This is a genomic window from Micromonospora sp. CA-248212 (assembly GCF_050948405.1).
Classification (GTDB): Bacteria; Actinomycetota; Actinomycetes; order Mycobacteriales; family Micromonosporaceae; genus Micromonospora.
The window spans coordinates 2781887-2803103 of record NZ_CP192023.1 but is presented as its reverse complement, the minus strand read 5'-3'; the positions used below and the strand labels follow the sequence as shown (position 1 = coordinate 2803103).

The 21217-nt window shown below is 72.7% G+C and carries 16 protein-coding genes, 1 tRNA gene and 2 pseudogenes; 1 reads left to right on the top strand and 18 read right to left on the bottom strand.

Features of this window, described 5'->3' with window-relative positions; translation table 11 throughout:
* Nucleotides 1-125: 125 nt before the first annotated feature.
* The 10 genes from ACQP03_RS13480 to ald all read right to left on the bottom strand — a co-directional run bounded on the left by ACQP03_RS13480 (nucleotide 126) and on the right by ald (nucleotide 9695).
* Complete coding sequence (locus ACQP03_RS13480; protein WP_357172046.1) at nucleotides 126-599, bottom strand: hypothetical protein; 474 nt, start codon at nucleotides 597-599, stop codon at nucleotides 126-128.
* Nucleotides 600-1172: 573 nt separating this feature from the next.
* Nucleotides 1173-1246 (bottom strand) — tRNA-Pro (locus ACQP03_RS13475).
* Nucleotides 1247-1420: 174 nt separating this feature from the next.
* Complete coding sequence (der, locus tag ACQP03_RS13470) at nucleotides 1421-2824, bottom strand: ribosome biogenesis GTPase Der (RefSeq protein ID WP_357120887.1); 1404 nt, start codon at nucleotides 2822-2824, stop codon at nucleotides 1421-1423.
* Complete coding sequence (gene cmk / locus ACQP03_RS13465; protein WP_357172257.1) at nucleotides 2821-3501, bottom strand: (d)CMP kinase; 681 nt, start codon at nucleotides 3499-3501, stop codon at nucleotides 2821-2823. The genes der and cmk overlap by 4 nt, the downstream gene beginning before the upstream one ends.
* Nucleotides 3502-3696: 195 nt before the next feature.
* The gene (locus tag ACQP03_RS13460; protein WP_357120884.1) at nucleotides 3697-4467 is read right to left on the bottom strand and encodes a pseudouridine synthase; all 771 of its coding nucleotides are present in this window, start codon (nucleotides 4465-4467) and stop codon (nucleotides 3697-3699) included.
* A complete protein-coding gene (gene scpB, locus ACQP03_RS13455; RefSeq protein WP_357172045.1) occupies nucleotides 4454-5503 on the bottom strand; it encodes an SMC-Scp complex subunit ScpB in 1050 nt (349 codons plus the stop codon). Before scpB ends, ACQP03_RS13460 begins: the two co-directional genes overlap by 14 nt.
* Entirely contained in the window at nucleotides 5496-6440 is a 945-nt protein-coding gene (locus ACQP03_RS13450; RefSeq protein WP_433460934.1) for a segregation and condensation protein A, read from the bottom strand. Before ACQP03_RS13450 ends, scpB begins: the two co-directional genes overlap by 8 nt.
* A gap of 41 nt (nucleotides 6441-6481) precedes the next feature.
* Entirely contained in the window at nucleotides 6482-7405 is a 924-nt protein-coding gene (locus ACQP03_RS13445; RefSeq protein WP_357120878.1) for a ParA family protein, read from the bottom strand.
* A 182-nt stretch (nucleotides 7406-7587) separates the two neighbouring features.
* Entirely contained in the window at nucleotides 7588-8583 is a 996-nt protein-coding gene (locus ACQP03_RS13440; protein WP_357396583.1) for a site-specific tyrosine recombinase XerD, read from the bottom strand.
* A complete protein-coding gene (gene ald / locus ACQP03_RS13435) occupies nucleotides 8580-9695 on the bottom strand; it encodes an alanine dehydrogenase (RefSeq protein WP_357120875.1) in 1116 nt (371 codons plus the stop codon). Before ald ends, ACQP03_RS13440 begins: the two co-directional genes overlap by 4 nt.
* A gap of 192 nt (nucleotides 9696-9887) precedes the next feature.
* Here ald and ACQP03_RS13430 point away from each other — a divergent pair, with 192 nt between their 5' ends.
* Nucleotides 9888-10244, top strand: a complete 357-nt coding sequence (locus ACQP03_RS13430) for a TM2 domain-containing protein (RefSeq protein WP_357396542.1) — start codon at nucleotides 9888-9890, stop codon at nucleotides 10242-10244.
* A gap of 91 nt (nucleotides 10245-10335) precedes the next feature.
* Here ACQP03_RS13430 and ACQP03_RS13425 read toward each other — a convergent pair whose 3' ends face one another.
* The 8 genes and pseudogenes from ACQP03_RS13425 to steA all read right to left on the bottom strand — a co-directional run bounded on the left by ACQP03_RS13425 (nucleotide 10336) and on the right by steA (nucleotide 21169).
* Nucleotides 10336-10935 (bottom strand): NUDIX hydrolase, encoded by a 600-nt coding sequence (locus tag ACQP03_RS13425; protein WP_357398394.1) that lies wholly within the window; start codon nucleotides 10933-10935, stop codon nucleotides 10336-10338.
* Complete coding sequence (locus tag ACQP03_RS13420; protein ID WP_357120869.1) at nucleotides 10932-12677, bottom strand: CTP synthase; 1746 nt, start codon at nucleotides 12675-12677, stop codon at nucleotides 10932-10934. The genes ACQP03_RS13425 and ACQP03_RS13420 overlap by 4 nt, the downstream gene beginning before the upstream one ends.
* A 163-nt stretch (nucleotides 12678-12840) precedes the next feature.
* Nucleotides 12841-15240 (bottom strand): annotated as a pseudogene (locus ACQP03_RS13415) (hypothetical protein).
* A pseudogene (locus ACQP03_RS13410) lies at nucleotides 15240-16387 on the bottom strand (glycosyltransferase family 4 protein). Before ACQP03_RS13410 ends, ACQP03_RS13415 begins: the two co-directional pseudogenes overlap by 1 nt.
* Before the next feature lie 31 nt (nucleotides 16388-16418).
* Complete coding sequence (gene murJ, locus ACQP03_RS13405; RefSeq protein ID WP_357120860.1) at nucleotides 16419-18110, bottom strand: murein biosynthesis integral membrane protein MurJ; 1692 nt, start codon at nucleotides 18108-18110, stop codon at nucleotides 16419-16421.
* A 1-nt stretch (nucleotide 18111) separates the two neighbouring features.
* A complete protein-coding gene (locus ACQP03_RS13400) occupies nucleotides 18112-18978 on the bottom strand; it encodes a hypothetical protein (protein WP_357120857.1) in 867 nt (288 codons plus the stop codon).
* A gap of 43 nt (nucleotides 18979-19021) precedes the next feature.
* Entirely contained in the window at nucleotides 19022-19963 is a 942-nt protein-coding gene (locus ACQP03_RS13395; RefSeq protein WP_355050198.1) for a copper transporter, read from the bottom strand.
* A 27-nt stretch (nucleotides 19964-19990) separates the two neighbouring features.
* On the bottom strand, nucleotides 19991-21169 hold the full coding sequence (steA, locus tag ACQP03_RS13390; protein ID WP_355050199.1) for a putative cytokinetic ring protein SteA: 1179 nt from the start codon (nucleotides 21167-21169) through the stop codon (nucleotides 19991-19993).
* Nucleotides 21170-21217: the final 48 nt, after the last annotated feature.

Below are 21217 nucleotides of genomic sequence, written 5' to 3'. Positions count from 1 at the left end.
CGCCCCGCGAACAGCATCATGCCGACCGCCCATGGCAGCCCTCCCCGTAGCTTGATCATGCAACGGGAAGCTTCCTGGACGTTCGCTGAGAAAACAATGGCCATCAGTGGCCTAGTTTTTACATGTTAGGTCGTAGCGGGCAAGGTGCGGACGGCCGCGGCAACACCATTGACGATCTCATCTGGAGAGCCGGCCTCCACTATGGTCACGCCCACGTTCGGCGCGCCATCCACGACCACATACCGAATAGCCGGAAAGCGGTCCTTACCGGCGATTAACGCATCCACCGGAGCAGCCCCGACCGCGATGACCATCTCGCACCCCTGAGCAGCCAACGTGTTGAAGTAGGCAGCCACATTGGACTCATCTTGGACGCCGTCCGCGGCTAGGTACTGCACCTGCACCAGCGACTCGACCGAAGCGCGTTGCATCCCAGTCCAGGCGGCTCTCGCGTCTCGGCTGGCCAGCCCCCTGTTGTCGGTCAGCAAGCAGGCGGTGACATCGCGGTATTGTCGCTCCCGAGGCGCAGTGGTCGGGTTGGGCCATACGATCCACGCCACCACGATCGCGACGGCCAGAGCGACGAGCCCGACCAACACCCATCGCCGCCGTAAATACCTGTACACCTGCCGACCTCCTCGCGACGGCGGTGGGTCCCCCGCACCGGCTGAGGATACGGGCGAGCAGAAGCCTCGTCGATCATGCCTTGATCGTGGAGCCATACCGTGCGCGCCTCCGTGATCCTGCGGGGAGGACAAGGGCCGTCCTGGACCAGCCCGGTAGTCGCGGAGCGCACTCGGATATCAAAGCGGGGCCGGCCGGCGTCCTCGTAGTCCAGCGTTCCGAGAAGCCACGCCTCGTCGGCGTCGTGCGGTGGAAGATCGGCTCGATCCGGCTCGGATCGTCGTGAGCTGGAGCCACCGACGATCCTCTGTACATCGGTGTCGCAGCATCGGAGGTAGCGACAGCTAGCAACATCTGCAGCACTTGACGCGCAATAAAGAGCAGACCTGCCGCTCCGTCCAGGACGCAGACGAAGCGGCAGGTCAGAGCGTTGTGCAACAGGCACGTCAACGGCAAACCATCCACGCCGTTACCGCCAACAAAGATCATCCGTTACCGGATGTTACCGCCGTTACCTGGGATGATCTTCATCTCCCCAGGTCAACCGGTCGGGACGGCCGGATTCGAACCGACGACCCCTTGACCCCCAGTCAAGTGCGCTACCAAGCTGCGCCACGTCCCGCCCCCGCAGAGTTCCCCCTGCGACAGCCGGTACAGCTTAGCGCAGCACTCCTGCCCCGTCCGCACAGGCCCCACCCGCGTTGTCGGAGCGGCGAACCACCCCACAACCCCTAGAGCGTCCTAGGAGGGTGGGCCAGACGGTGATCGTCTGGCCCACCCGACAGAACGCCAGGAATCAGCCGTGCGCCTTGCCCCGACCACCGGGGCCGAGCTTCTTGCGGGGGCGTACGGAGATCTCGATGGGGCTGCCCTCGTACCCGAACTCCTCGCGGAGCTTGCGCTCGACGAACCGCTGGTATCCGGCGTCGAGCGGGCCCGTGGTGAAGAGCACGAACCGCGGCGGCGCCACCCCGGCCTGCGTGGCGAACAGGATGCGGGGCGCCCGTCCACCGCGCACCGGGTGCGGGGTGGCCTGCACGAGCGCGGTGAGCCACTGGTTGAGGTGCGCGGTCGGTACGCGCAGTTCCCAGCTCGCCAGGGCCTTGTTGAGGGCCGGGGCCAGCTTGTCGACGGCGCGGCCGGTCATGGCCGACAGGTTCAGCCGGATCGCCCAGGGGATGCGGCGCAGCTCCCGGTCGATCTCCTTGTCCAGGTAGTACCGGCGGTCGGCGTCGACCAGGTCCCACTTGTTGAACGCGATGACCAGCGCTCGGCCGGCCTCGGTCACCATCGTGAGGATCCGCTGGTCCTGCTCGCTGATCGGCTCGCTGGCGTCCAGGAGCACGACGGCCACCTCGGCGGCCTCGATCGCGCCGGCGGTGCGCAGGCTGGCGTAGTACTCGGTGCCGCTGGCCTTGCCGACCCGCTTGCGCAGACCGGCGGTGTCCACGAGCTGCCAGGTCTGGCCGCCGATCTCGACCAGGCTGTCGACCGGGTCCACTGTGGTGCCGGCGACCGAGTCGACAACGGCCCGATCTTCGCCGGAGAACCGGTTGAGCAGACTGGACTTGCCCACGTTCGGCCGGCCGACCAGCGCCACCCGGCGCGGCCCGCGCGGCCGGTTCTCGACGATCGCGGGGGCTTCCGGCAGCGCGGCGAGGATGGCGTCCAGCAGGTCACCGGAGCCGCGCCCGTGCAGCGCGGACACCGGGAACGGCTCGCCGAGGCCGAGCGACCACAGCGACACGGCCTCCATCTCGATGGAGTTGTTGTCGGCCTTGTTGGCCACCAGGATGACCGGCTTGGCGCTGCGACGCAGCATCTTCACCGCGGCCTCGTCCACGTCGGTGGAGCCGACCATCGCGTCGACCACGAAGAGGACCACGTCGGCGGTGACCACCGCCGTCTCGGCCTGCGCGGCGATGGCCGCCGCGCGGTCCTTCGCGTCCGGCTCCCAACCGCCGGTGTCCACCACGGTGAACGACCGGCCGTTCCACTGCGCGTCGTACGGCACGCGGTCCCGGGTCACGCCGGGAATGTCCTCGACGACCGCCTGCCGGCGGCCGATGATCCGGTTGACGAGCGTCGACTTGCCCACGTTGGGACGGCCGACGACCGCGACCACCGGCTGCGGGCCGGTCGGCTCCTCGACGACGAGGTCCGGCTCGCGCAGCTCGACCCAGGAACCACCCTCGCTCATGCCACTCCCCGCTCGCTGAGCAGGTCACGCAGCCGGGCCACGACCTCGTCGATGCCCAGCTCGGTGGTGTCCAGCACGACGGCGTCCTCCGCCTGGGCCAACGGGTTGACCTTGCGGGTCGAGTCGAGTTTGTCGCGGCGGGCCAGGTCGGCGGCGGTGGCCGCCACGTCGGCGGCGTCCTCGGCGCTGCGCCGGGCCGCGCGGGCCGCCTCGGAGGCGGTCAGGAAGACCTTCAGGTCGGCGTCCGGCGCCACGACCGAACCGATGTCCCGGCCCTCGACCACCATTCGGCCCGCGTTGACGATCATCTCGCGCTGCCGGGCGACCAGCAGCTCACGGACGGCTGGCACGGCGGCGACGGCGGAGACCGCCTGAGTCACCTCGGGCCCGCGGATCTCCGCGTCCACGCTCACGCCGTCGACGGTCACGCCGTACCCCTGGGGGTCGGTGCCGATGCGCAGGTCGGCCTCGCCGGCGACCTTGGCCACCGACGCGGCGTCCGTGAGATCCACGCCGGAGCGCAGCACGGCCCACGTGATCGCCCGGTACATCGCCCCGGTGTCCAGGTAGCGCGCACCGATGCCGGCGGCGAGCCGCCGCGACACGGTGGACTTACCCGAACCGGACGGCCCGTCCACAGCGACCACACATCGCTCGGCCCGTACGTTTTCCTCCACCGTGTCCTCCTCAGCCCGTACCTCGCGGATCGCCCGGTGCTGGCGCCGCAAGCGGTTGTCCATCGTCATCCATCATGCCCGGGGCCCGTGGCGCACCCACGCGCGCCGCCGCCCGAGGCGACCCACGCCACCCTCCGGCGGCCGCTTCCCGGCCGCTGCGGAGCCTACCGGCAGCCGTACCCCGAAGCCCGGGGGTCAGTCACCCACCGCGCGGAACAGGGCGGCGACCTCCGCGTTGGTCAGGCGCCGCAGACGCCCGGTGCGCAGGTCGCCCAACCGGATCGGACCGATGGAGGTACGCACCAGACGGGTGACCGGGTGCCCGACCTCGTCCATCAACCGCCGGACGATGTGCTTGCGCCCTTCGTGCAGGCTCAGCTCCACCTGGGCGCTCTTGCCCAGGGTGCCCACCACCTTGAACGAGTCGACCTTCACCGGCCCGTCCTCCAGTTCGACGCCCGCGAGGAGCCGCTTGCTCAGGTTGCGCGGGATCGGCCCGACCACCTCGGCCAGGTAGGTCTTCAGCACCTCGTACGAGGGGTGCATGAGCTTGTGCGCGAGGTTGCCGTCGTTGGTGAGCAGCAGCAGGCCCTCGCTGTCCGCGTCGAGCCGCCCGACGTGGTAGACCCGCTGGTCCAACCGCCGGCCGATGAACTCGGCCAGTTCGGTGCGCCCCTTGTCGTCCGACATGGTGGTCACCACACCGCGCGGCTTGTTCATCGCCACGTAGACCAGGCGGACGTCGACCTGGAGGCGCTCGCCGTCCACGTGGATCACGGACGTGGCGGGGTCGACCTTGTCGCCGAGCTTGGCGACCCGCCCGTCCACGGTGACCCGGCGCCGGAAGATCAGGTCCTCGCAGGCACGGCGGGAACCCACGCCGGCGGCGGCGAGCACCTTCTGCAGGCGTTCCGCGCCCTCGTAGACGGGGGCGTCGGACTTCGGGGAACGGTTATCGGGTCGCATCGGCAAGCTCTTCTACGTCGTCGGGCAGGAAGGGTGCGAGAGGTGGCAATTCGTCGACGGTGTTCAGCCCGAGCTTCTCCAGGAACAGCGTGGTGGTCCGGTACAGGAACGCCCCGCTGTCCGATTCGGTGCCGCACTCCTCGACGAGGCCGCGAGTGACCAGCGTACGGATGACGCCGTCGCAGTTGACACCCCGGATGGCCGAGATCCGTGACCGGGTCACCGGCTGCTTGTACGCGACCACGGCCAGGGTCTCCAGAGCCGCCTGGGTCAGCCGCACGGACTGCCCGTCCAGGACGAACCGCTCGACGTACGTAGCGTATTCCGGCCGGGTGTACAACCGCCAACCGCCGGCGGCCCGGCGCAGCTCGAACCCGTTCCCGGCGGCCGTGTAGCCGGCCGCGATCTCGTCGAGCACCGGCCCGATCCGCTCGGCCGGCTGCTCCAGCACCTGGGCCAGAACCAGCTCGCTGACCGGTTCGTCCACCACCAGGAGGATCGCCTCCAACGCGCCGCGCAGCTCGGCGTCGGGCAGCTCGGGCGCGGGCTCCGGCACAACCGCCGGCCGCCGTCGCCCGACGGGCTCCCGCCGGGGTACGCCCCGAGTCGCGCCCGCCGCAGCGGGCTCCGCAGCCTCAGCGGGCGCGTCGGCCTCCGGCACGACCGGCTCGGCGGGCACGACCGGCTCAGCGGTCTCGACCGGCTCAGCCGTCTCGACCGGCTCGGTGGACTCGATTCGCTCAGCGGCCCCGACCGGCTCGGGGGGCATGAGCGGCTCGGCGGCCTCGACCGGCTCAGCGGCCCCGACCGGCTCGGGGGGCATGAGCGGCTCGGCGGCCTCGACCGGCTCGGCGACCACCACTGGCTCGTGGGGTGCGACCGGCTCGGCCGGTTCACCGACGGCTGCGTCGGTGGATTCAGCTTCGGCTTCGGCCTCGGCAGGTGCGGTGGGGGCCGGTGGGCGGGGGCGTTCCCACGGGGGAACCCAGGCGGCGGCCTGGTCGGCCAGGGAGTCCCGGCGCTCCTCGTCACTCATCCCGCGCACCCTCCGTCGCTTCCGTTTCGACCGGTCCGCCGGCCTCCTCCCCCGCCGCCACCGGCTCCGGGCCGGGAGGCGGGTCGGCGTCGGCGGGCGTGCCGGCGTACTCGTCGACGTGCAGTTCGGTCTCGCCGTCGGTGGGCCCGGTCCAGCGCACGGTCAGCTCCTCCAGGGCCTGCTCCTGCACGAAGGCCACCAGACCCTCCCGGTACAGCTCCAGCAGCGCCAGGAACCTCGCCACCACCTCCAGGGTGGCCTCGCAGTCGGCGCAGAGCAGCGAGAACGTCGCCGTGCCGGCCCGGCGCAGCCGGGCGGTGAGGATCGCCGCGTGTTCCCGCACACTGACCCGCACCATGTGCACGTGGGCGATGGACACCTCCGGCGTCACCTTCGGGGTCATCGCCTTCACGGCCAGTTTCAGCAGCCGCTGCGGGCCGATGCCGAGCACCAGGTCGGGCAGCGCCTCGGCGTAGCGGGGCTCCAGACTCACCGCCCGGGGATAGCGCCGGCCGCCGACCGCTTCCAGCTCGGCGATGTGTGCCGCCGCCTCCTTGTACGCCTTGTACTGCAGCAGCCGGGCGAAGAGCAGGTCCCGGGCCTCCAGCAGGGCGAGGTCCTCCTCGTCCTCGACGTCGGCGGCGGGCAGCAGCCGGGCGGCCTTCAGGTCGAGCAGGGTCGCGGCGATGAGCAGGAACTCGCTGGCCTCGTCCAGGTCCCAGTCGTCGCCCATGGCGCGGATGTAGGCGATGAACTCGTCGGTGACCGTGTGCAGGGCCACCTCGGTGACGTCGAGCTTGTGTTTGCCGATGAGTTGCAGCAGCAGGTCGAAGGGGCCGGTGAAGTTGGCCAGTCGCACCGTGAACCCGGCGGGCTGCGCACCGTCGACCACGGCCGGATCGGCGGTGTCGGGCGGGTGCAGGGGTGGCGCGGTCACCGCACGACCGTAGTCCACGAGACGGACACCGGGACTTCCGGCTACCGCTCCGACTGGGCGGCGATCACCTCGCGGGCCAGCTGACGGTAGTTACGCGCCCCGGAGGAGGCCGGGTCCATCGTCGTGATGGGGGCACCGGCCACGGTGGACTCCGGGAACTTCACCGTCTTGGTGATGACCGTCTGGTAGACCTTGTCGCCGAACGCCTCGACCACCCGCTGGAGCACCTGACGGCAGTGGGTGGTGCGGCTGTCGTACATGGTGGCGAGAATGCCTTCGAGCTCCAGGTCGAAGTTGAGCCGTTCGCGCACCTTGTCGATGGTGTCCAGCAGCAGGGCCACACCGCGCAGGCTGAAGAACTCGCACTCGAGCGGGATGAGCACGCCGTGCGCGACGGTCAGCGCGTTGATCGCCAGCAGGCCGAGGGACGGCTGGCAGTCGATCAGGATGTAGTCGTACTCCTTGCGGACCGAGCGCAGGACCCGGGCCAGGGCCATCTCGCGGGCGACCTCGTTGACGAGCTGGATCTCGGCGGCGGAGAGGTCGATGTTGGCCGGTAGCAGGTGCAGGCCCGCGACGTCGGTCTTGATGAGGACGTCCTCGGCGGTCACGTCGTCCTGCATGAGCAGGTTGTAGACGGACAGGTCGAGGTTGTGCGGGTTGACACCCAGGCCCACCGAGAGCGCGCCCTGCGGGTCGAAGTCAACGAGCAGCACCTTGCGGCCGTACTCCGCGAGGGCCGCGCCCAGGTTGATGGTGGTGGTCGTCTTGCCGACGCCACCCTTCTGGTTGGCCATCGCGATGATGCGCGCCGGACCGTGCCGATCAGTGGGCATCGGCTCGGGGATGGGCTTGCGCATCGTGTAGGCGGCCGGGTCGGCCGGACCCAGATCGTTGCCGAGCGCGGCCTGCTGCTCGCGGAGCTCCGACGTCCACGTCTCGGCACGGTCACCGTTGCCAGCCATGTGCTCGTTGCCCCCTCCCGACGACCCACCCGGCGTCGGAGCCGTCCGACGTCCTTCGCGGCGCCGCTGCGCACCCCGGTCGTGTCGCCCCAGGAGGTCCGCGCCGATGCCGACTGTACGCCACCGACCAGCAGGGCGTTCGGCACCGGCCCGGCGTGTCGGGACCGACCCCGACCGGGGCGTCAGTCGCGGGCGCGCGGGTGGGCGGTGGCGTACACCTCGCGCAGCCGTTCGACGGTGACGAGGGTGTAGACCTGGGTGGTGGTCACCGAGGCGTGACCGAGCAGTTCCTGGACGACCCGCACGTCGGCGCCACCGTCGAGCAGGTGGGTCGCGTACGAGTGGCGCAGCGTGTGCGGGGACACCGCCGACGGTCCCTCGACCGGCAGGCCGGCGCGGGCGGCGGCGTGCCGCAGGATCATCCAGGCGCCCTGGCGGGACAGCGCGCCGCCCCGGGCGTTGAGGAACACCGCCGGGGTGCCCCGGCCGGCGGCGGCCAGCGTCGGGCGGGCCCGGACCAGGTAGGCGCGGACCGCGTCGACGGCGTACCCGCCGATCGGGACGAGTCGCATCCGGCCGCCCTTGCCGCGCAGCAGCACGGCGCCCTCGTCGACGTCCAGGTCGTCGATCGCCGCGCCGACCGCCTCGGAGATCCGCGCGCCGGTGCCGTACAGGAACTCCAGCAGCGCCCGGTCGCGCAGCGCGAGCGACGCGCCGTCACCGGTCGCGGTGACCGGCCCGGTGGTCTCCAGCAGGCGGGAAACGTCGTCGACTCCCAGCGCGCGGGGCAGCCGGCGCGGCGGGGTGGGCGGGCGGACGTCGCGGCTCGGGTCGGCGCCGGCCAGCCCCTCCCGCACGGCGAACCGGTGCAGGCCACGAACCGCGCTGGCCGCGCGGGCGGCCGACGACACGGCCAGGGGCGGGTGGTCGTCGTCGCCCGCGCGTAGTCGGGCCAGGTGCGACTCGACGACGCCGGGGGCGACCGACGCGAGGTCGGCGACGCCGACCTCGGCCAGGGTCGTGAGATAACGGTCCAGATCCCGGCGGTACGAGGCGAGGGTGTTCGCGGACAGGCCGCGCTCGACGGTGAGGTGGTCGAGGTACCCGCGGACGGCACGGCGCAGGGCCGGCGCGGGTTCGACGCCCGCACCGGCCCGTTCGACAGTGGAGTCGGTCAGCCCAGCACCTCGGCCAGCGGGAGCACGGGCATGCCGTGCGCCTCGGCGACCGGGCCGTAGGTGACCTGGCCGTCGTGGGTGTTCAGGCCCAGCGCCAGCGCCGGGTCGGTGCGCAGGGCGTCGCGCCAGCCCTGGTTGGCCAGTTCGAGGGCGTACGGCAGGGTGACGTTGGTCAACGCGTAGGTGCTGGTGTTCGGCACCGCGCCGGGCATGTTCGCCACGCAGTAGAAGATCGACTCGTGCACCTTGTAGACCGGGTCGGCGTGCGTGGTGGGCCGCGAGTCCTCGAAGCAGCCACCCTGGTCGATGGCGATGTCGACGAGCACGCTGCCCGGCTTCATCCGGGAGACCAGCTCGTTGGAGATGAGCGTCGGGGCCTTCGCGCCGGGCACCAGCACCGCGCCGATGACCAGGTCGGCGTCGAGGACGGCCCGCTCGATCTCGTACGCGTTGGAGGCGACGGTCTGCAGGTGCCCCCGGTAGATGGCGTCGGCCTGGCGCAGGCGGGCCACGTTCTTGTCCAGCAGCAGCACCTCGGACTGCAGGCCCAGGGCGATGGCGGCGGCGTTCATGCCGGAGACGCCGGCGCCGATGACGACGGTCTTCGCCGCGTACACGCCGGAGACGCCGCCGGGCAGCACGCCCCGACCACCGCCGGTCCGCATCATGTAGAACGCGCCCACCTGCGGGGCGAGCCGGCCCGCCACCTCGGACATCGGCGCGAGCAGCGGCAGCGACTTGTCGGGCAGCTCGACGGTCTCGTACGCGATGCCGGTGACCTTCCGGTCGACCAGCGCGTCCGTGCACTCCTTCGAGGCGGCCAGGTGCAGGTAGGTGAAGAGGACCTGCCCCTCGCGCATCCGGTGGTACTCCTCGGCGATCGGCTCCTTGACCTTGAGCACCAGCTCTGCGGTGTCCCACACCTCGTCGGCGGTGGCCAGGATCTTCGCGCCGGCGGCGGCGAACTCCTCGTCGGTGATGCTGGAGCCGACGCCCGCGCCGGACTCGACGAAGACCTGGTGGCCGCTGCGGGTGAACTCGTTGACGCCCGCCGGCGTGATCGCCACGCGGTACTCGTGGTTCTTGACCTCGCGTGGGATTCCGACCTTCACGATGCAGACACCTCTCTTCGGGGCTGAGTTCCCCCGACCGCTCGGCGCCACGACGGCCCCATTGCCGCCACGGTCCACCGGTCCCGCCGGCGGCAGTCTAGGCGCGTCCGGCCCCGCGACGAGCCAGCACAGTGGCATCCGGTGCCCGGACGACCTGACGGAGTGTCAGGGCACGGACCGAGCCGGCGGTGGATGTCACCTCAGCCGTCAGGACAGTGTTCGCCCATTATCGTCCCATCTGCCGGGCGGCGGTACGGACAGCGGGCGAGTGGATCACTATTGTGTCCGCCCATGACCACTCCTGAATACCAGCCCGGGTACGCCCCGGGTTACTCCGACAAGAGCAAGGTCGTCGCGGGCATCCTCGGCATCCTGCTCGGCACCTTCGGTGCCGGTCGGTTCTACACCGGACACACCAAGATCGCCGTGCTCCAGCTCGTCGTGAGCCTGGTGACCTGTGGTGCCGGCGGCCTCTGGGGCCTCATCGACGGCATCCTGATCCTCGTCAACGGCGGCACGGACGCGCAGGGTCGCCCGCTGCGGGACTGACCTTCCGCTTGGACACCCAGAGGGGCCCCGCGGTTGACCGCGGGGCCCCTCTGGCGCGTACTCGATGATCGGCTGGACCGAACTGCGGCGCTCAGCGCGGCAGCGGCGCCTCCGCCCGGCGCAGCGCCGCGAAGCCGGTGTCCCGGCCACGCGCCGCCGCGAGCAGCCCGGCCACCGCGGACGCGTTGGTGATCTCGCCGGCCAGGACCATGCCGACCGCCTCGTCGAGGTCGACGCGGACGACCTGGAGGTCGGCCTCCTCGTCGTGGCGCTCGTGCCGCTCGTCGGCCGGCACGTCGGCGAGGTCCCGAGCCAGGAAGACCCGGACGATCTCGTTGGTGAACCCGGGCGAGCTGTGCAGGTCGACCAGCACGTCGATCCGCCCGGCGGTCAGGTCGGCCTCCTCGGCCAGCTCCCGCAGCGCGGCGGCCGGCAACTCCTCGCCGGAGACGTCCATCAGCCCGGCCGGCAGCTCCCAGAGGTGCCGGCCCACCGGGTGCCGATACTGGCGGATCAGCACCACCTGACCGGTGTCGTCCAGGGCCACCACGGCCACCGCCCCGACGTGCCGGACCAGGTCGCGCAGCGCGGTCCCGCCGCCGGGCATGGTCACCTCCTCGGTGACCACGTCGAAGATCCGCCCGCGGTACCGCTCCTCGCGGGAACGGACCTCGTAGCGATGCTCGCTCACGCCGACGCCTTCGTGGCGGCGCCGTTGCGGGCCGCCTTGCGGGCCGACGGGGCCTCCGCGGCGGGATCGAGGTCGACCGGCAACTGGTCGGCCTGCGAGTACGCCACCGCGGCCTTGACGAACGACGCGAACAGCGGGTGCGGACGGGTCGGGCGGCTCTTGAGCTCCGGGTGCGCCTGCGTGGCCACGAAGAACGGGTGCAGCTCGCGGTCCAGCTCGATGAACTCGACCAGCCGGCCGTCCGGCGAGGTGCCGGAGATGTGCAGGCCCGCCTTGGTCAACGCGTCCCGGTAGGCGTTGTTGACCTCGTAGCGGTGCCGGTGCCGCTCGCTGATGTCGGTGCTGCCGTACGCCTCGGCGACGATCGAGCCCTCGGTCAACGTCGCCGGGTACGCCCCGAGCCGCATGGTGCCGCCCAGGTCGCCCTTGCCGGCGACGATGTCCTCCTGGTCGGCCATGGTGGCGATGACCGGGTGCGCGGCCTGCTCGTCGAACTCCAACGAGTTGGCGCCGTCCAGGCCGGCCAGGTGCCGGGCCACGTCGATCGTCATGCACTGCAGTCCGAGGCAGAGGCCGAGCAGGGGGATGCCGTTCTCCCGCGCGTACCGGGCCGTACCGATCTTGCCCTCGATGCCCCGGACGCCGAACCCGCCCGGGATGAGGATGCCGTCCACGCCGGCCAGGGCCGCCGCCGCGCCGGCCGGGGTGACGCACTCGTCGCTGGGCACCCACTTGAGCTGCACCCGGGACCGGTTACCGAAACCGGCCGCCCGGATCGCCTCGCTCACCGACAGGTACGCGTCGGGCAGGTCCACGTACTTGCCGACCACCGCGACGGTCACCGTGTGCCGCGGGCGGTGCACCCGCTCCAGCAGGTCGTCCCAGCTCGCCCAGTCCACGTCCCGGAACGAGAGCCCGAGCCGGCGCACCACGTACGCGTCGAGCCCCTCGCGGTGCAGCACCTTCGGGATGTCGTAGATGCTCGGGGCGTCCGGGGCGGCGACGACCGCCTCGGCGTCGACGTCGCAGTAGAGCGACAGCTTCTCCTTGAGCTTCACCGGGATCTCCCGGTCGCAGCGCAGCACGATGGCGTCCGGCTGGATACCGATGTTCCGCAGCTGGGCCACGGAGTGCTGGGTCGGCTTGGTCTTCAGCTCGCCCGACGGCGCCAGGTACGGCACCAGCGAGACGTGCAGGTAGAAACAGTTGTCCCGGCCCAGGTCGTGGCGGACCTGACGGATCGCCTCCAGGAACGGCAGCGACTCGATGTCGCCCACCGTGCCACCGACCTCGGTGATGACCACGTCGGGCAGGACGCCGTCCTCGTCCGGGTCGGCCATCGCCAGGATCCGCGACTTGATCTCGTTGGTGATGTGCGGGATGACCTGGACGGTGTCGCCCAGGTACTCGCCGCGCCGCTCCTTGGCGATCACGTCGGAGTAGATCTGCCCGGTGGTGACGTTCGCCTTGCCGGACAGCGCCCGGTCGAGGAAACGCTCGTAGTGCCCGACGTCGAGGTCGGTCTCGGCGCCGTCCTCGGTGACGAAGACCTCGCCGTGCTGGAACGGGTTCATCGTCCCCGGGTCAACGTTCAGGTAGGGGTCGAGCTTCTGCATCACGACGCGGAGCCCGCGCGCGGTCAACAGGTTGCCGAGGCTGGAGGCGGTGAGGCCCTTACCCAGCGAGGAGGCGACGCCCCCGGTGACGAAAATGTGCCTGGTCGTCCGTGCTGATGGGGCCAAGGCCTGCTCCCGTGTCGTCTGTCGCGGTCATGCAGACCGCCGTGCTCGATCAGCAAAGTGATCACGCGATCCACGGGATTCCACGGTAACACCTTCACGACGGGTACTCGCAGGCCGCACCCCGGGTGGGACCGGAACGGGCCACCCGGGCGGCGTCCGGCGGTCAGGAGGTGGCAACCTCGCTCGATGGCGCTGGCGTGTCCGTCGGACGCCGCTGCGCCGGAGCGGTGGCCGCAGCGCCCGCCGTCGGACCGTCCGACCGGCCGGGGCCGTCGGCCGCCGGCGAGCCCAGGTCCGGCCCCAGGACGACGGTACGGGGTGGCGCGGCGGGCGAACCGCCGACCGGCCGGGGTGACCCGCTCCGAGCGGACCACCGCCGCCGGTCGGACCGTTCCCCCACCGGCTGGCCCGTCGCCCCCGGAACCCGGATCGTCGTCGGCATCGTTCTCCCGCTCGCGGCCCGTGGCGGGGCGGGTCCGGTCGGCGGCGTGCCCGAGGACCCGCAGCGACGCCAGCGCCGCCAGCGGCACCACCAGGGCGGCCGCCGCGCCGGCCACGTCCAGTGCGGCACCGTCGAGCACACCGCCCAGCACCGCCGCGACCGCCGTGCCGGCGAACGCCGCCCGCACCGCCGGGTAGATGCCGAACAGCCGCATCAGTCCACCCCACGGCTGCAGCAGGGCGAACCACACCAGCAGCCCGCCGGCGAGCGCCAGCACCGTCAACGGGCTGTTCACCAACGTCTCGAAGTTCGCCGTGCTGGATCGGTGCACGGTGAAACCGCCGGTGCCGTCGCCGACCGCGGACAGGAACCGGCCGAGGCTCCCCCGCTCGGCCGGCAGCCGGCGCAGGTCCACGACGGCGAAGCCGATACCGACCGCCAGGGCGGCCATGGTGGCCCACGCCAGTCGACTGATGGTCAGCCAGCCACCGGCGCTGATCGCCGCCGCCACGCTCAGGCCGGCGGTCAGCGCGATCGCGCCGACCGGGTCGGCGCCGAGGTAGGGGCTGCCGGCCACCACCACGGCGAGGCCACCCACGGCGACCATCACGGCGGGCCGCCAGCGCCGGTGCACCCGCTGGGCGAGCCACCCGCCGGTCACCAGCGCGCCGGCGAGGAACACCCCCAGCGCGACCGTGCTCAGCCCGGCGTACCGACCACCCTGCAACGCCGAGTAGCCGACCACGCCGTTGAGCTGGAGGCGGGCCCCGGTCAGCACGTCCACGCCGACGACCAGGGTCGTCAGGCCGGCCACCGCGCCGACCGGGCCGAGGGTCCTCGCGTACCCGGGGGCGAAGCGGACCGCGGCCGTGCCCCCCGCGACCAGCAGCGCGGTGACCCCGGCGAAGATCCACCCGGGGTGCCCGCCGCGCCACCAGGGGACGGCGTCGGCCAGCAACGCGGCCGGGACGGTCAACGCCGCCGCGACCAGCAGCAGCTCGACCACCGCCAGGACCCGGGCCGGGATCGGGGTCGGGCCGGTCGGGCCCGCGTGTGGCCGCGCGCGGCGCAGCAACGGCAGCACGGCCAGGGCCAGCAGCACCTGCGCCCCGGCGAGCAGGGCGAAGAACCCGCCGGAGACGGTCCGCTGGGCGGCCGCCTCCCGGTCGGCGTCCGCCGGGGCGTTGATCGCCTCCGTCAGGTCCGCCGGCCGACCACCGGTGCTGACCGCCGGCCGGCCGAGGAACAGCCGCTCCGGCATCGGCCGGCCCAGCGCGGCCAACGCCGTCGGCGCGAGGTCGACGAGCTGGAGGTAACCGTCACGGCCGGTGCTGGCCGAGGTCAGCCAGCCCCGCTCCCAACCCGGCCCGTCGGCGATCGCCACGTGCAGCCGCGACGGCCGCTCGGTGTCGGAGATGCCGGCGACCAGCACCAGCGACCGCGGCGGGCGGGCGGCCAGGACCCGGGCCAGTAGGGCGTCGGCGACCCGTGCCTCCTCGGCGCGCGCCGCCGGATCGCTCCCTCGATCGTGCCGAGGTCGACGATGCTCAGGACACACGAGCCGAGCAGCCGACGCGGGTCGGCCGGCAGCCCCGCGGCGTACCTGTCGACCCGGCCGAACGGCCGCGCGGCGGCCACGGCGGCGCCCGGCCCCACGGCGACCGAGCAGCGCACCGACTCCGACAGCGACCCGGGCATCGTGCCCCACGGCAGCCGCTGCTGGTTGTACTGGACCACGCTCTCCTGGTCGGGCAGGTTCGCGCCGATCCCGTCCGGCTGCTCCACGGCCACCGAGGCCGGCGGGCAGCCGCCGTCCGGGCGGGCGCCGTTCCAGCCGGCGAAACTGCCCGCGCCGAGCGTCAACCAGCCGTCCACCGGGCAGGTGGGCCGGTGCGCGGACCGCACCGACAGCGAGCCGATCGAACCTTCCTGGGCCATCCGCCACAGTGTCGGCGTGCGCTGCTGGTCGACGTCCTCCCAGCGCAGCCCCGAGACACCGGCGAGCACCACGAAGTCGGCGGTGCGCTGCGGCGTGCCCTGCGGCGGCCGGACGGCCAGCGCGGCGACGCCCAACGCCACCACGAGCACGGTCAACAGGGCCGGGGCCAGTCGACGCACCATCAGCGGTGTCCCGTCAGGGGCGCGTCGGAGCCGGGCGCCGCCGGGTGGGCGGCCAGTTCGGCGTAGACCGCCGCCAGCACGGCGACCGTGTCCGCCTCGGTGGGCCACGTCGCCGCCCGTTCGGCGCCGCGCCGACCCAGATCGGTCCGGGCCGTCGGGTCGTCCAGCAGCGCGCGCACCGCCGCGTCGACCGCGTCCACGTCGACCGAGGGGACCAGCGCGGCGGCGTCACCGACCAGCTCCGGCAGGCCGCCCACCGCCGTCGTCACCAACGGCACGCCGGCCCGCATCGCCTCCTGGGCGAACAACTGCCGCGCCTCCCAGTCGCTGGTGACCACCGCGAGGTCGGCGCCGGCGAGCAGGTCGGCCACATCGGTACGGTGCCCCAGCAGGGTCACCGGAGCGCGGGCCGCCGAGATCCGCGCGGCCAACGACAGGTACGCCGGGCCGCTTCCGGCGATCACCACGACCGGCGGTGGGGTACGCGTCCGCCAGCGGGCCGCCGCGTCGACCAGCACGTCGTAGCGCTTCTGCGGGTGCAGCCGCCCCACCGAGAGGATGAGCGGCTGCTCCGGTCCCACGCCGAACTCGGCGCGGACGGCGGCGCGACGCCGACGCGGCGCGGCCAGCGTCGGGGCGGCGACCGGGGCGAGCCGCGCGTCGGCGGCGCCCAGCGCGGTGGCCCGCCCGACCAGGTCGGACGACGCCCCCAGCGCCACCCGGGCCCCCGGGCGACCACCCGCTCGACGAGCCGGGACACCCCGCCGCGCAACCCGCCCGCGAGGACGGCGTTGTGCCAGGTCACCACGAGCGGGGCGGTCGGCCGGGCCAGTACGGCGACGAGACCGGCGCGCAGACCGTGCGCGTGCAGCACGTCGACCCGGGCCGTGGCGAGCACCCGCCGCAGGGCGAGCACCGCCCGCGCGTCGGCCGGGGTCGGGCTGGCCGGGATCTCCACCGGTTCGAAACGCGCGCCGACGCCGGTGAAGTCGAACTGCTCCTGCGTCGCCGCCGGCCCGCAGACCAGCACCGTCGCGCCGGACGCGACGAGCCCCCGTGCGACCGAACGGACGTGCTGGCCGACCCCACCGGTGCTGGACGCCAGCACCAGCGCCACGGTGCCCGACCAGCCGTTGGTCTCCGTCATGCCGGCCACCGCCGGTTGGTGTTGACAACGCTCACCGAACCGCCGTCTCCTTCCCGTCGCCCCGCTCCGGGGGCACCGCGCCCGGCGTGGGCGTGCCGGCCCGGCCCCGCTGGCCCCGCCGGAGGCGGCGAGCCACCCCGGTCAGTAGCGGCCGTACGTCCCGCCGGTCGACGAACCAGACCACGACGAGGAACACGACACCGACCAGAACCCCGGACAGCATGCCCTGACCGAGCGCCACGGCCGTCGTCGGGGTGCCGCCGTCCAGCCTGTCGAGCCAACGGCTCAGGCCCAGCCCGGCGAACGCGGCGAGGAGGCCGGCGAGGAGGCCGGCCGCCCCGGCGCGCGCCGCGCCGGCCAGCGCCGGTGTGCCGGCGGCCCGCGCCACCGCGACGACCAGCAGCGCGCCCAGCACGACCATGCCCACCGAGTTCGCGGACGTCACGGCGAGCACCCGGTCGGTCAACGGCAGGATCCGGCCGAGCGCCAGCACCGCGACCGGCACCACGAGGAAGCCGACGGCGGTCGCCACCGTCGCCGCCCGGGTCTGCCCCCGCGCGTAGAGCGCCCGGGTGAGGATCGCGAACAGGCCGTAGCCGACCAGGCCCGGGGCGTAACCGATGATCGCGGCGGCGGCGGTGGGCGCGGTGGACGCGGGGAAGAAGAAGTGCCCGATCGGCCCCGCGGTTCCGACCAGCGCGGCCGCGCCGAGGCAACTGAACAGCAGCACCCCGCGCACGGCCGGAGCGAGGGTCGCCCGGTAGGCGTCCTCGTCGCCGGCCGACCGGGCCGCCGCGAGGGTCGGGTAGGCCGCCACGGCCAGGGGCACCGCCAGCACCGCCCACGGCAGCAGGTAGACGGTCTGCGCCAGGTTGTAGACGCCGGGGTTGCTGCGCGCGCCCGCCGTCACCTGGTTCAGGCTGACGATCAGGGCGATCTGCTGCGTCGTGACGGTGACCGCGCCCGCCACCGCCAGCGCGCCGACCCGGGCCCGTGCGTCGGCGGGGAACCCGAACCCGGGCCGTACCCCCAGCCGCAACCGACGGATCGGGATGAGCAGCGACAGCGACAGCACCACCACGCCGAGGGTCGTGCCGGCGGAGAGCAGCACCTCGCCGCCGGGACTCACCCCGGCGACCGTGGCATAGCGGCCCTGGGTGGCCGTGAACCCCAGGTAGACCACGATCACGGTGAGGCTGGACAGCAGCGGGGCGAGCACCGGCCAGGCGAAGCGGCGGTGCGCCTGGAGCACCCCGGTGAGCACGATGCCGACCCCGTACAGCGGTAGCTGCGGCGCGAAGACCCGCAGCATCCGTACGCCGCTGTGCTGCTGGGCGTCGGTGAGGTGGTGCCCCAGCGACCCGACTACCGGGCCGGCGAACAGCGCCACGAGCAGCGCGAGCGGCACCAGCAGCGCCACCGTCCAGGTCAGCAGCGCGCCGGTGGTCCGGGCGACCGTCGTCCGGTCGCCGGCCCCGACGGCGCCGGCCAGCAGCGGTACGACGAGGCTCGCCAGTGCGCCACCGGCGACGATCTCGAAGATGAAGTTCGGCACCGCGTTGGCCACCACGTAGGTGCCGCCGAGGTCGGTGTTCCCGAGGCTCCAGGTGAACAGGGCGGTGCGGCCGAAGCCGGCGAGCCGGCTGAGCACGGTGAGCACGGCGATGAGCGCGGCTGCCCCGGCCAGCCGGCCGGCGCCGGCGAGGGGGGCCGGTCTGGTCACGTCAGTCGGTGCGCCGGCCCAGGGCGTCGAGCTCCCGCAGGCCCGGGGTCCGCTGGATCACCGCCGTGAAGCTGACCTTCTCGCTGGCGGCGGTGAGCCCGGCCAGCACGGCGAGCAGGCCGGCCCGACCGAGCGGACCGGTGCGGGCGGCGAGCGCCACACCGAGCAGCGCGCCGAGCGCGTTCGCGCCGCTGTCGCCGACCATGACGTTCTCGGACAGGTCGTCGCCGAGCAGTCCGGCGGCGGCGCCGGCCGCGCCGGCGGCGATCCCGCCGTGCGGGCCGCCGGTCAGCGGCGCGCCCAGCAGCAGCCCGGACTTGATGGCCCGGCCGGGTCGCAGGTCGAGCAGGTTGAGCAGGTTGGCGGTGCCGGCGATCACGCCAGCGCCGAGCAGCACGTCGACTCCCCGGCCGAACGCGCCGTGGCGCTGCCGGCGCGGGTGCGCGGCGACGCGGGGGTCGGCGGCGAGCAGTGCGGCGGCGCCCAGCCCGGCCGCCCCCACCCCGACCACCTTGACGAGCCCGGCGGTGACCCGCCCCGCACGCAACGCGGCGAGGTGCCCGGCGAAGCCCTTGGCCGCCTTCTGCTCCGGTCGTGCCCCGACCACGTCGTCGTAGAGCCCGACACCACCGGCGCCGAGGCCGGCGACCAGGGCGGCGCCACCGGAGGCGGCACTCGTCGCGCCGAACGCGCCCGCGGCGGTCGCGCCGGCCGCGAGCGCCGGACCGGCGGCGAGGGTCACCGTACGGCCGCGGAAGTTGGTGCGCTCCAGCGCCGGCCCCACCGGGGCGGTCCGCACCTCGCGCAGCGCGTACCGGGCGGCGGCCGCTCCGGCGGCGGCGACCAGCAGCCGTCCCAGCGTGCTCATGCCGGCACCTCGTCGATTACGGACACGGCGGTACGTCGTTCGCTCACTGGGGCAGTCTAGGCAGCAGGGACGCGGCGTTGTCGCCGACGCCGTACTGGCCGGCCTTCTTCTCGGTGAGCTGCTGTACCAGCGCCAGACTGGTGACCAGTTGCCCCTGGACGGTGTTGGCGTTGTCGACGGTCGAGATGGTCTGCGACAGCACCGGGTCGCCACGGACCACGGACACCACGTTGCCGCCGGCGGAGCCGTTGCCGCCCACCACGATCGCCCCGGTCCGGTCGAACTGCTCGGCGATCTTGACGACCGACTCGTCCCGCTTCTCGGAGTCCTTGTCGACATACGGCTGGCCGCTCACCACGACGACCGCCTCCGCCGGGCCGGTCACCTTGTTGTTGTCGGTGGTCAGGTAGCCGGCGTTGTTGTACGCGGCGAGCACCGCCCGCCGGTCGGCGTCGCTGACCGGCGCGGTGCCCTGGGCGCGGTCCAGCAGGACGCTGGCCAGCAGCGCGCTGGAGGTCTCCACGCCGTGCCCGTTGCCGGGCAGGCCGGTGGTCTGCGCGGTGGGCCGGGCGGCGGTGACGGCCAACTCCAGCAGGTTGGAGTTGTTGTCCGGGTTGATGAACTTGTCCTGCAGGTCGACCCGACCGGTGATGGTGGCGCCGGCCTGCTGCAGCTTCTTGAGCACACCCTCGGTGTGGTCACGCCCGTTCGGCAGGCTGAGCACCACCACCCGGCGTCCGGTGAGGGTGCCCGGCAGGACCACCTGGGACATCTCCTCGGCGAACTCCTCTTCCAGACCGAGCTGCTTCTCCATGTTGGCGACCTGCTGACGCCACTGCTGGTTGTCCTTGCGCAACCCGGTGACCTGCTGCTTGAGCGAGTCGGCGACCGGGCCGTTGAGGGCGGCGGTGCCGACCACCAGGCCGATCGCCAGAGCCAGGAAGACCGCGGTGAGGGACACCACGTGGTAGCGGAAGTTGATCACGCTTGCAGCCTCTTGATCGCTCGGGAACTAGAAGAGCCGGTACAGCTGGAACACGAAATTGTCCCACCACTCGGCGACCACACCCAGGTACGCCTTCCCGACGGTGGAGACCGCCACCGCGGAGGCCATCGCCGCGATCGCCGAGAGCACCAGCAGCAGCAACGACGAGCCGGAGATGCTCTGCCGGTAGAGCCGGCTCACACCCTTGGCGTCGACCAGCTTGCCGCCGACCTTCAGCCGGGTCAGGAACGTCGAGGCCATCCCGCCGCGCCCCTTGTCGAGGAACTCGACGAGGGTGGCGTGGGTGCCGACCGCGACCAGCAGGGAGGCGCCCTTCTCGTCGGCCAGCAGCATCGCCAGGTCCTCGCTGGTCGCCGCCGCCGGGAACGTGATGGCGGGGACGCCGAGCCCGTTGACCCGGGGCAGACCGGGCGCCCGACCGTCCGGGTAGGCGTGCACGATCACCTCGGCGCCGCAGCGCAGCACGTCGTCGGTGACCGAATCCATGTCCCCGATGATCATGTCAGGGGTGTACCCGGCCTCGACCAGCGCGTCCGCGCCGCCGTCCACGCCGATCAACACCGGCTTGAACTCCCGGATGTACGGGCGCAGCACGTCCAGGTCGGCCTTGTAGTCGTAGCCGCGCACCACGATCAGGCAGTGTCGGCCCTGGATCTGGGTCTGGATGTCCGGTACGCCCACGCCGTCGAGCAGCAGGTCGCGTTCCTGGCGCAGGTAGTCCATCGTGTTGGCGGCGAACGCCTCCAACTGCACCGACAGCCCCTCCCGGGCGTCGGACATCGCCTTGGCGACCGACTCGGCGTCCTGCAGGGTGCCGTGCGCCACCGGCTCCTCGCCCGCGAACACGGTGTTGCCCTCGACGCGTACCTGGTCACCCTCGCGGATGCGCTCGAAGACGCCCTCGCCGAGGTCGTCCAGCAGCGGGATCCCGGCGGCGATCAACACCTCCGGCCCGAGGTTGGGATAGCGGCCGGAGACCGACGGCTTGGCGTTGAGGACCGCGGCGACACCGACAGCGACCAACGAGTCGGCCGCCACCCGGTCCAGGTCGACGTGGTCGATGACCGCGATGTCACCGGGGCGAAGCCGGCCGACCAGGCGTTTCGTCCGGCGATCAAGGCGCGCGGTGCCGAGGACTCTGCCCGGTTCGGCATTCCGGTTCCGGCGCAACGTGGGTAGACGCATCGTGACCATCCTGGCATGTGAGGCAGGCTTTTCTGTCGCGACATGCCT

What these genes read in the sequence shown, in the direction of transcription:
- der (WP_357120887.1), bottom strand. Translation starts at nt 2,824, where the DNA reads ATGAGCGAGGGTGGTTCCTGGGTCGAGCTGCGCGAGCCGGACCTCGTC.
- ACQP03_RS13460 (WP_357120884.1), bottom strand. Translation starts at nt 4,467, where the DNA reads ATGCGACCCGATAACCGTTCCCCGAAGTCCGACGCCCCCGTCTACGAG.
- scpB (WP_357172045.1), bottom strand. Translation starts at nt 5,503, where the DNA reads ATGAGTGACGAGGAGCGCCGGGACTCCCTGGCCGACCAGGCCGCCGCC.
- ACQP03_RS13445 (WP_357120878.1), bottom strand. Translation starts at nt 7,405, where the DNA reads ATGGCTGGCAACGGTGACCGTGCCGAGACGTGGACGTCGGAGCTCCGC.
- ACQP03_RS13430 (WP_357396542.1), top strand. Translation starts at nt 9,888, where the DNA reads ATGTCACCTCAGCCGTCAGGACAGTGTTCGCCCATTATCGTCCCATCT.
- ACQP03_RS13400 (WP_357120857.1), bottom strand. Translation starts at nt 18,978, where the DNA reads ATGAGCACGCTGGGACGGCTGCTGGTCGCCGCCGCCGGAGCGGCCGCC.
- steA (WP_355050199.1), bottom strand. Translation starts at nt 21,169, where the DNA reads ATGCGTCTACCCACGTTGCGCCGGAACCGGAATGCCGAACCGGGCAGA.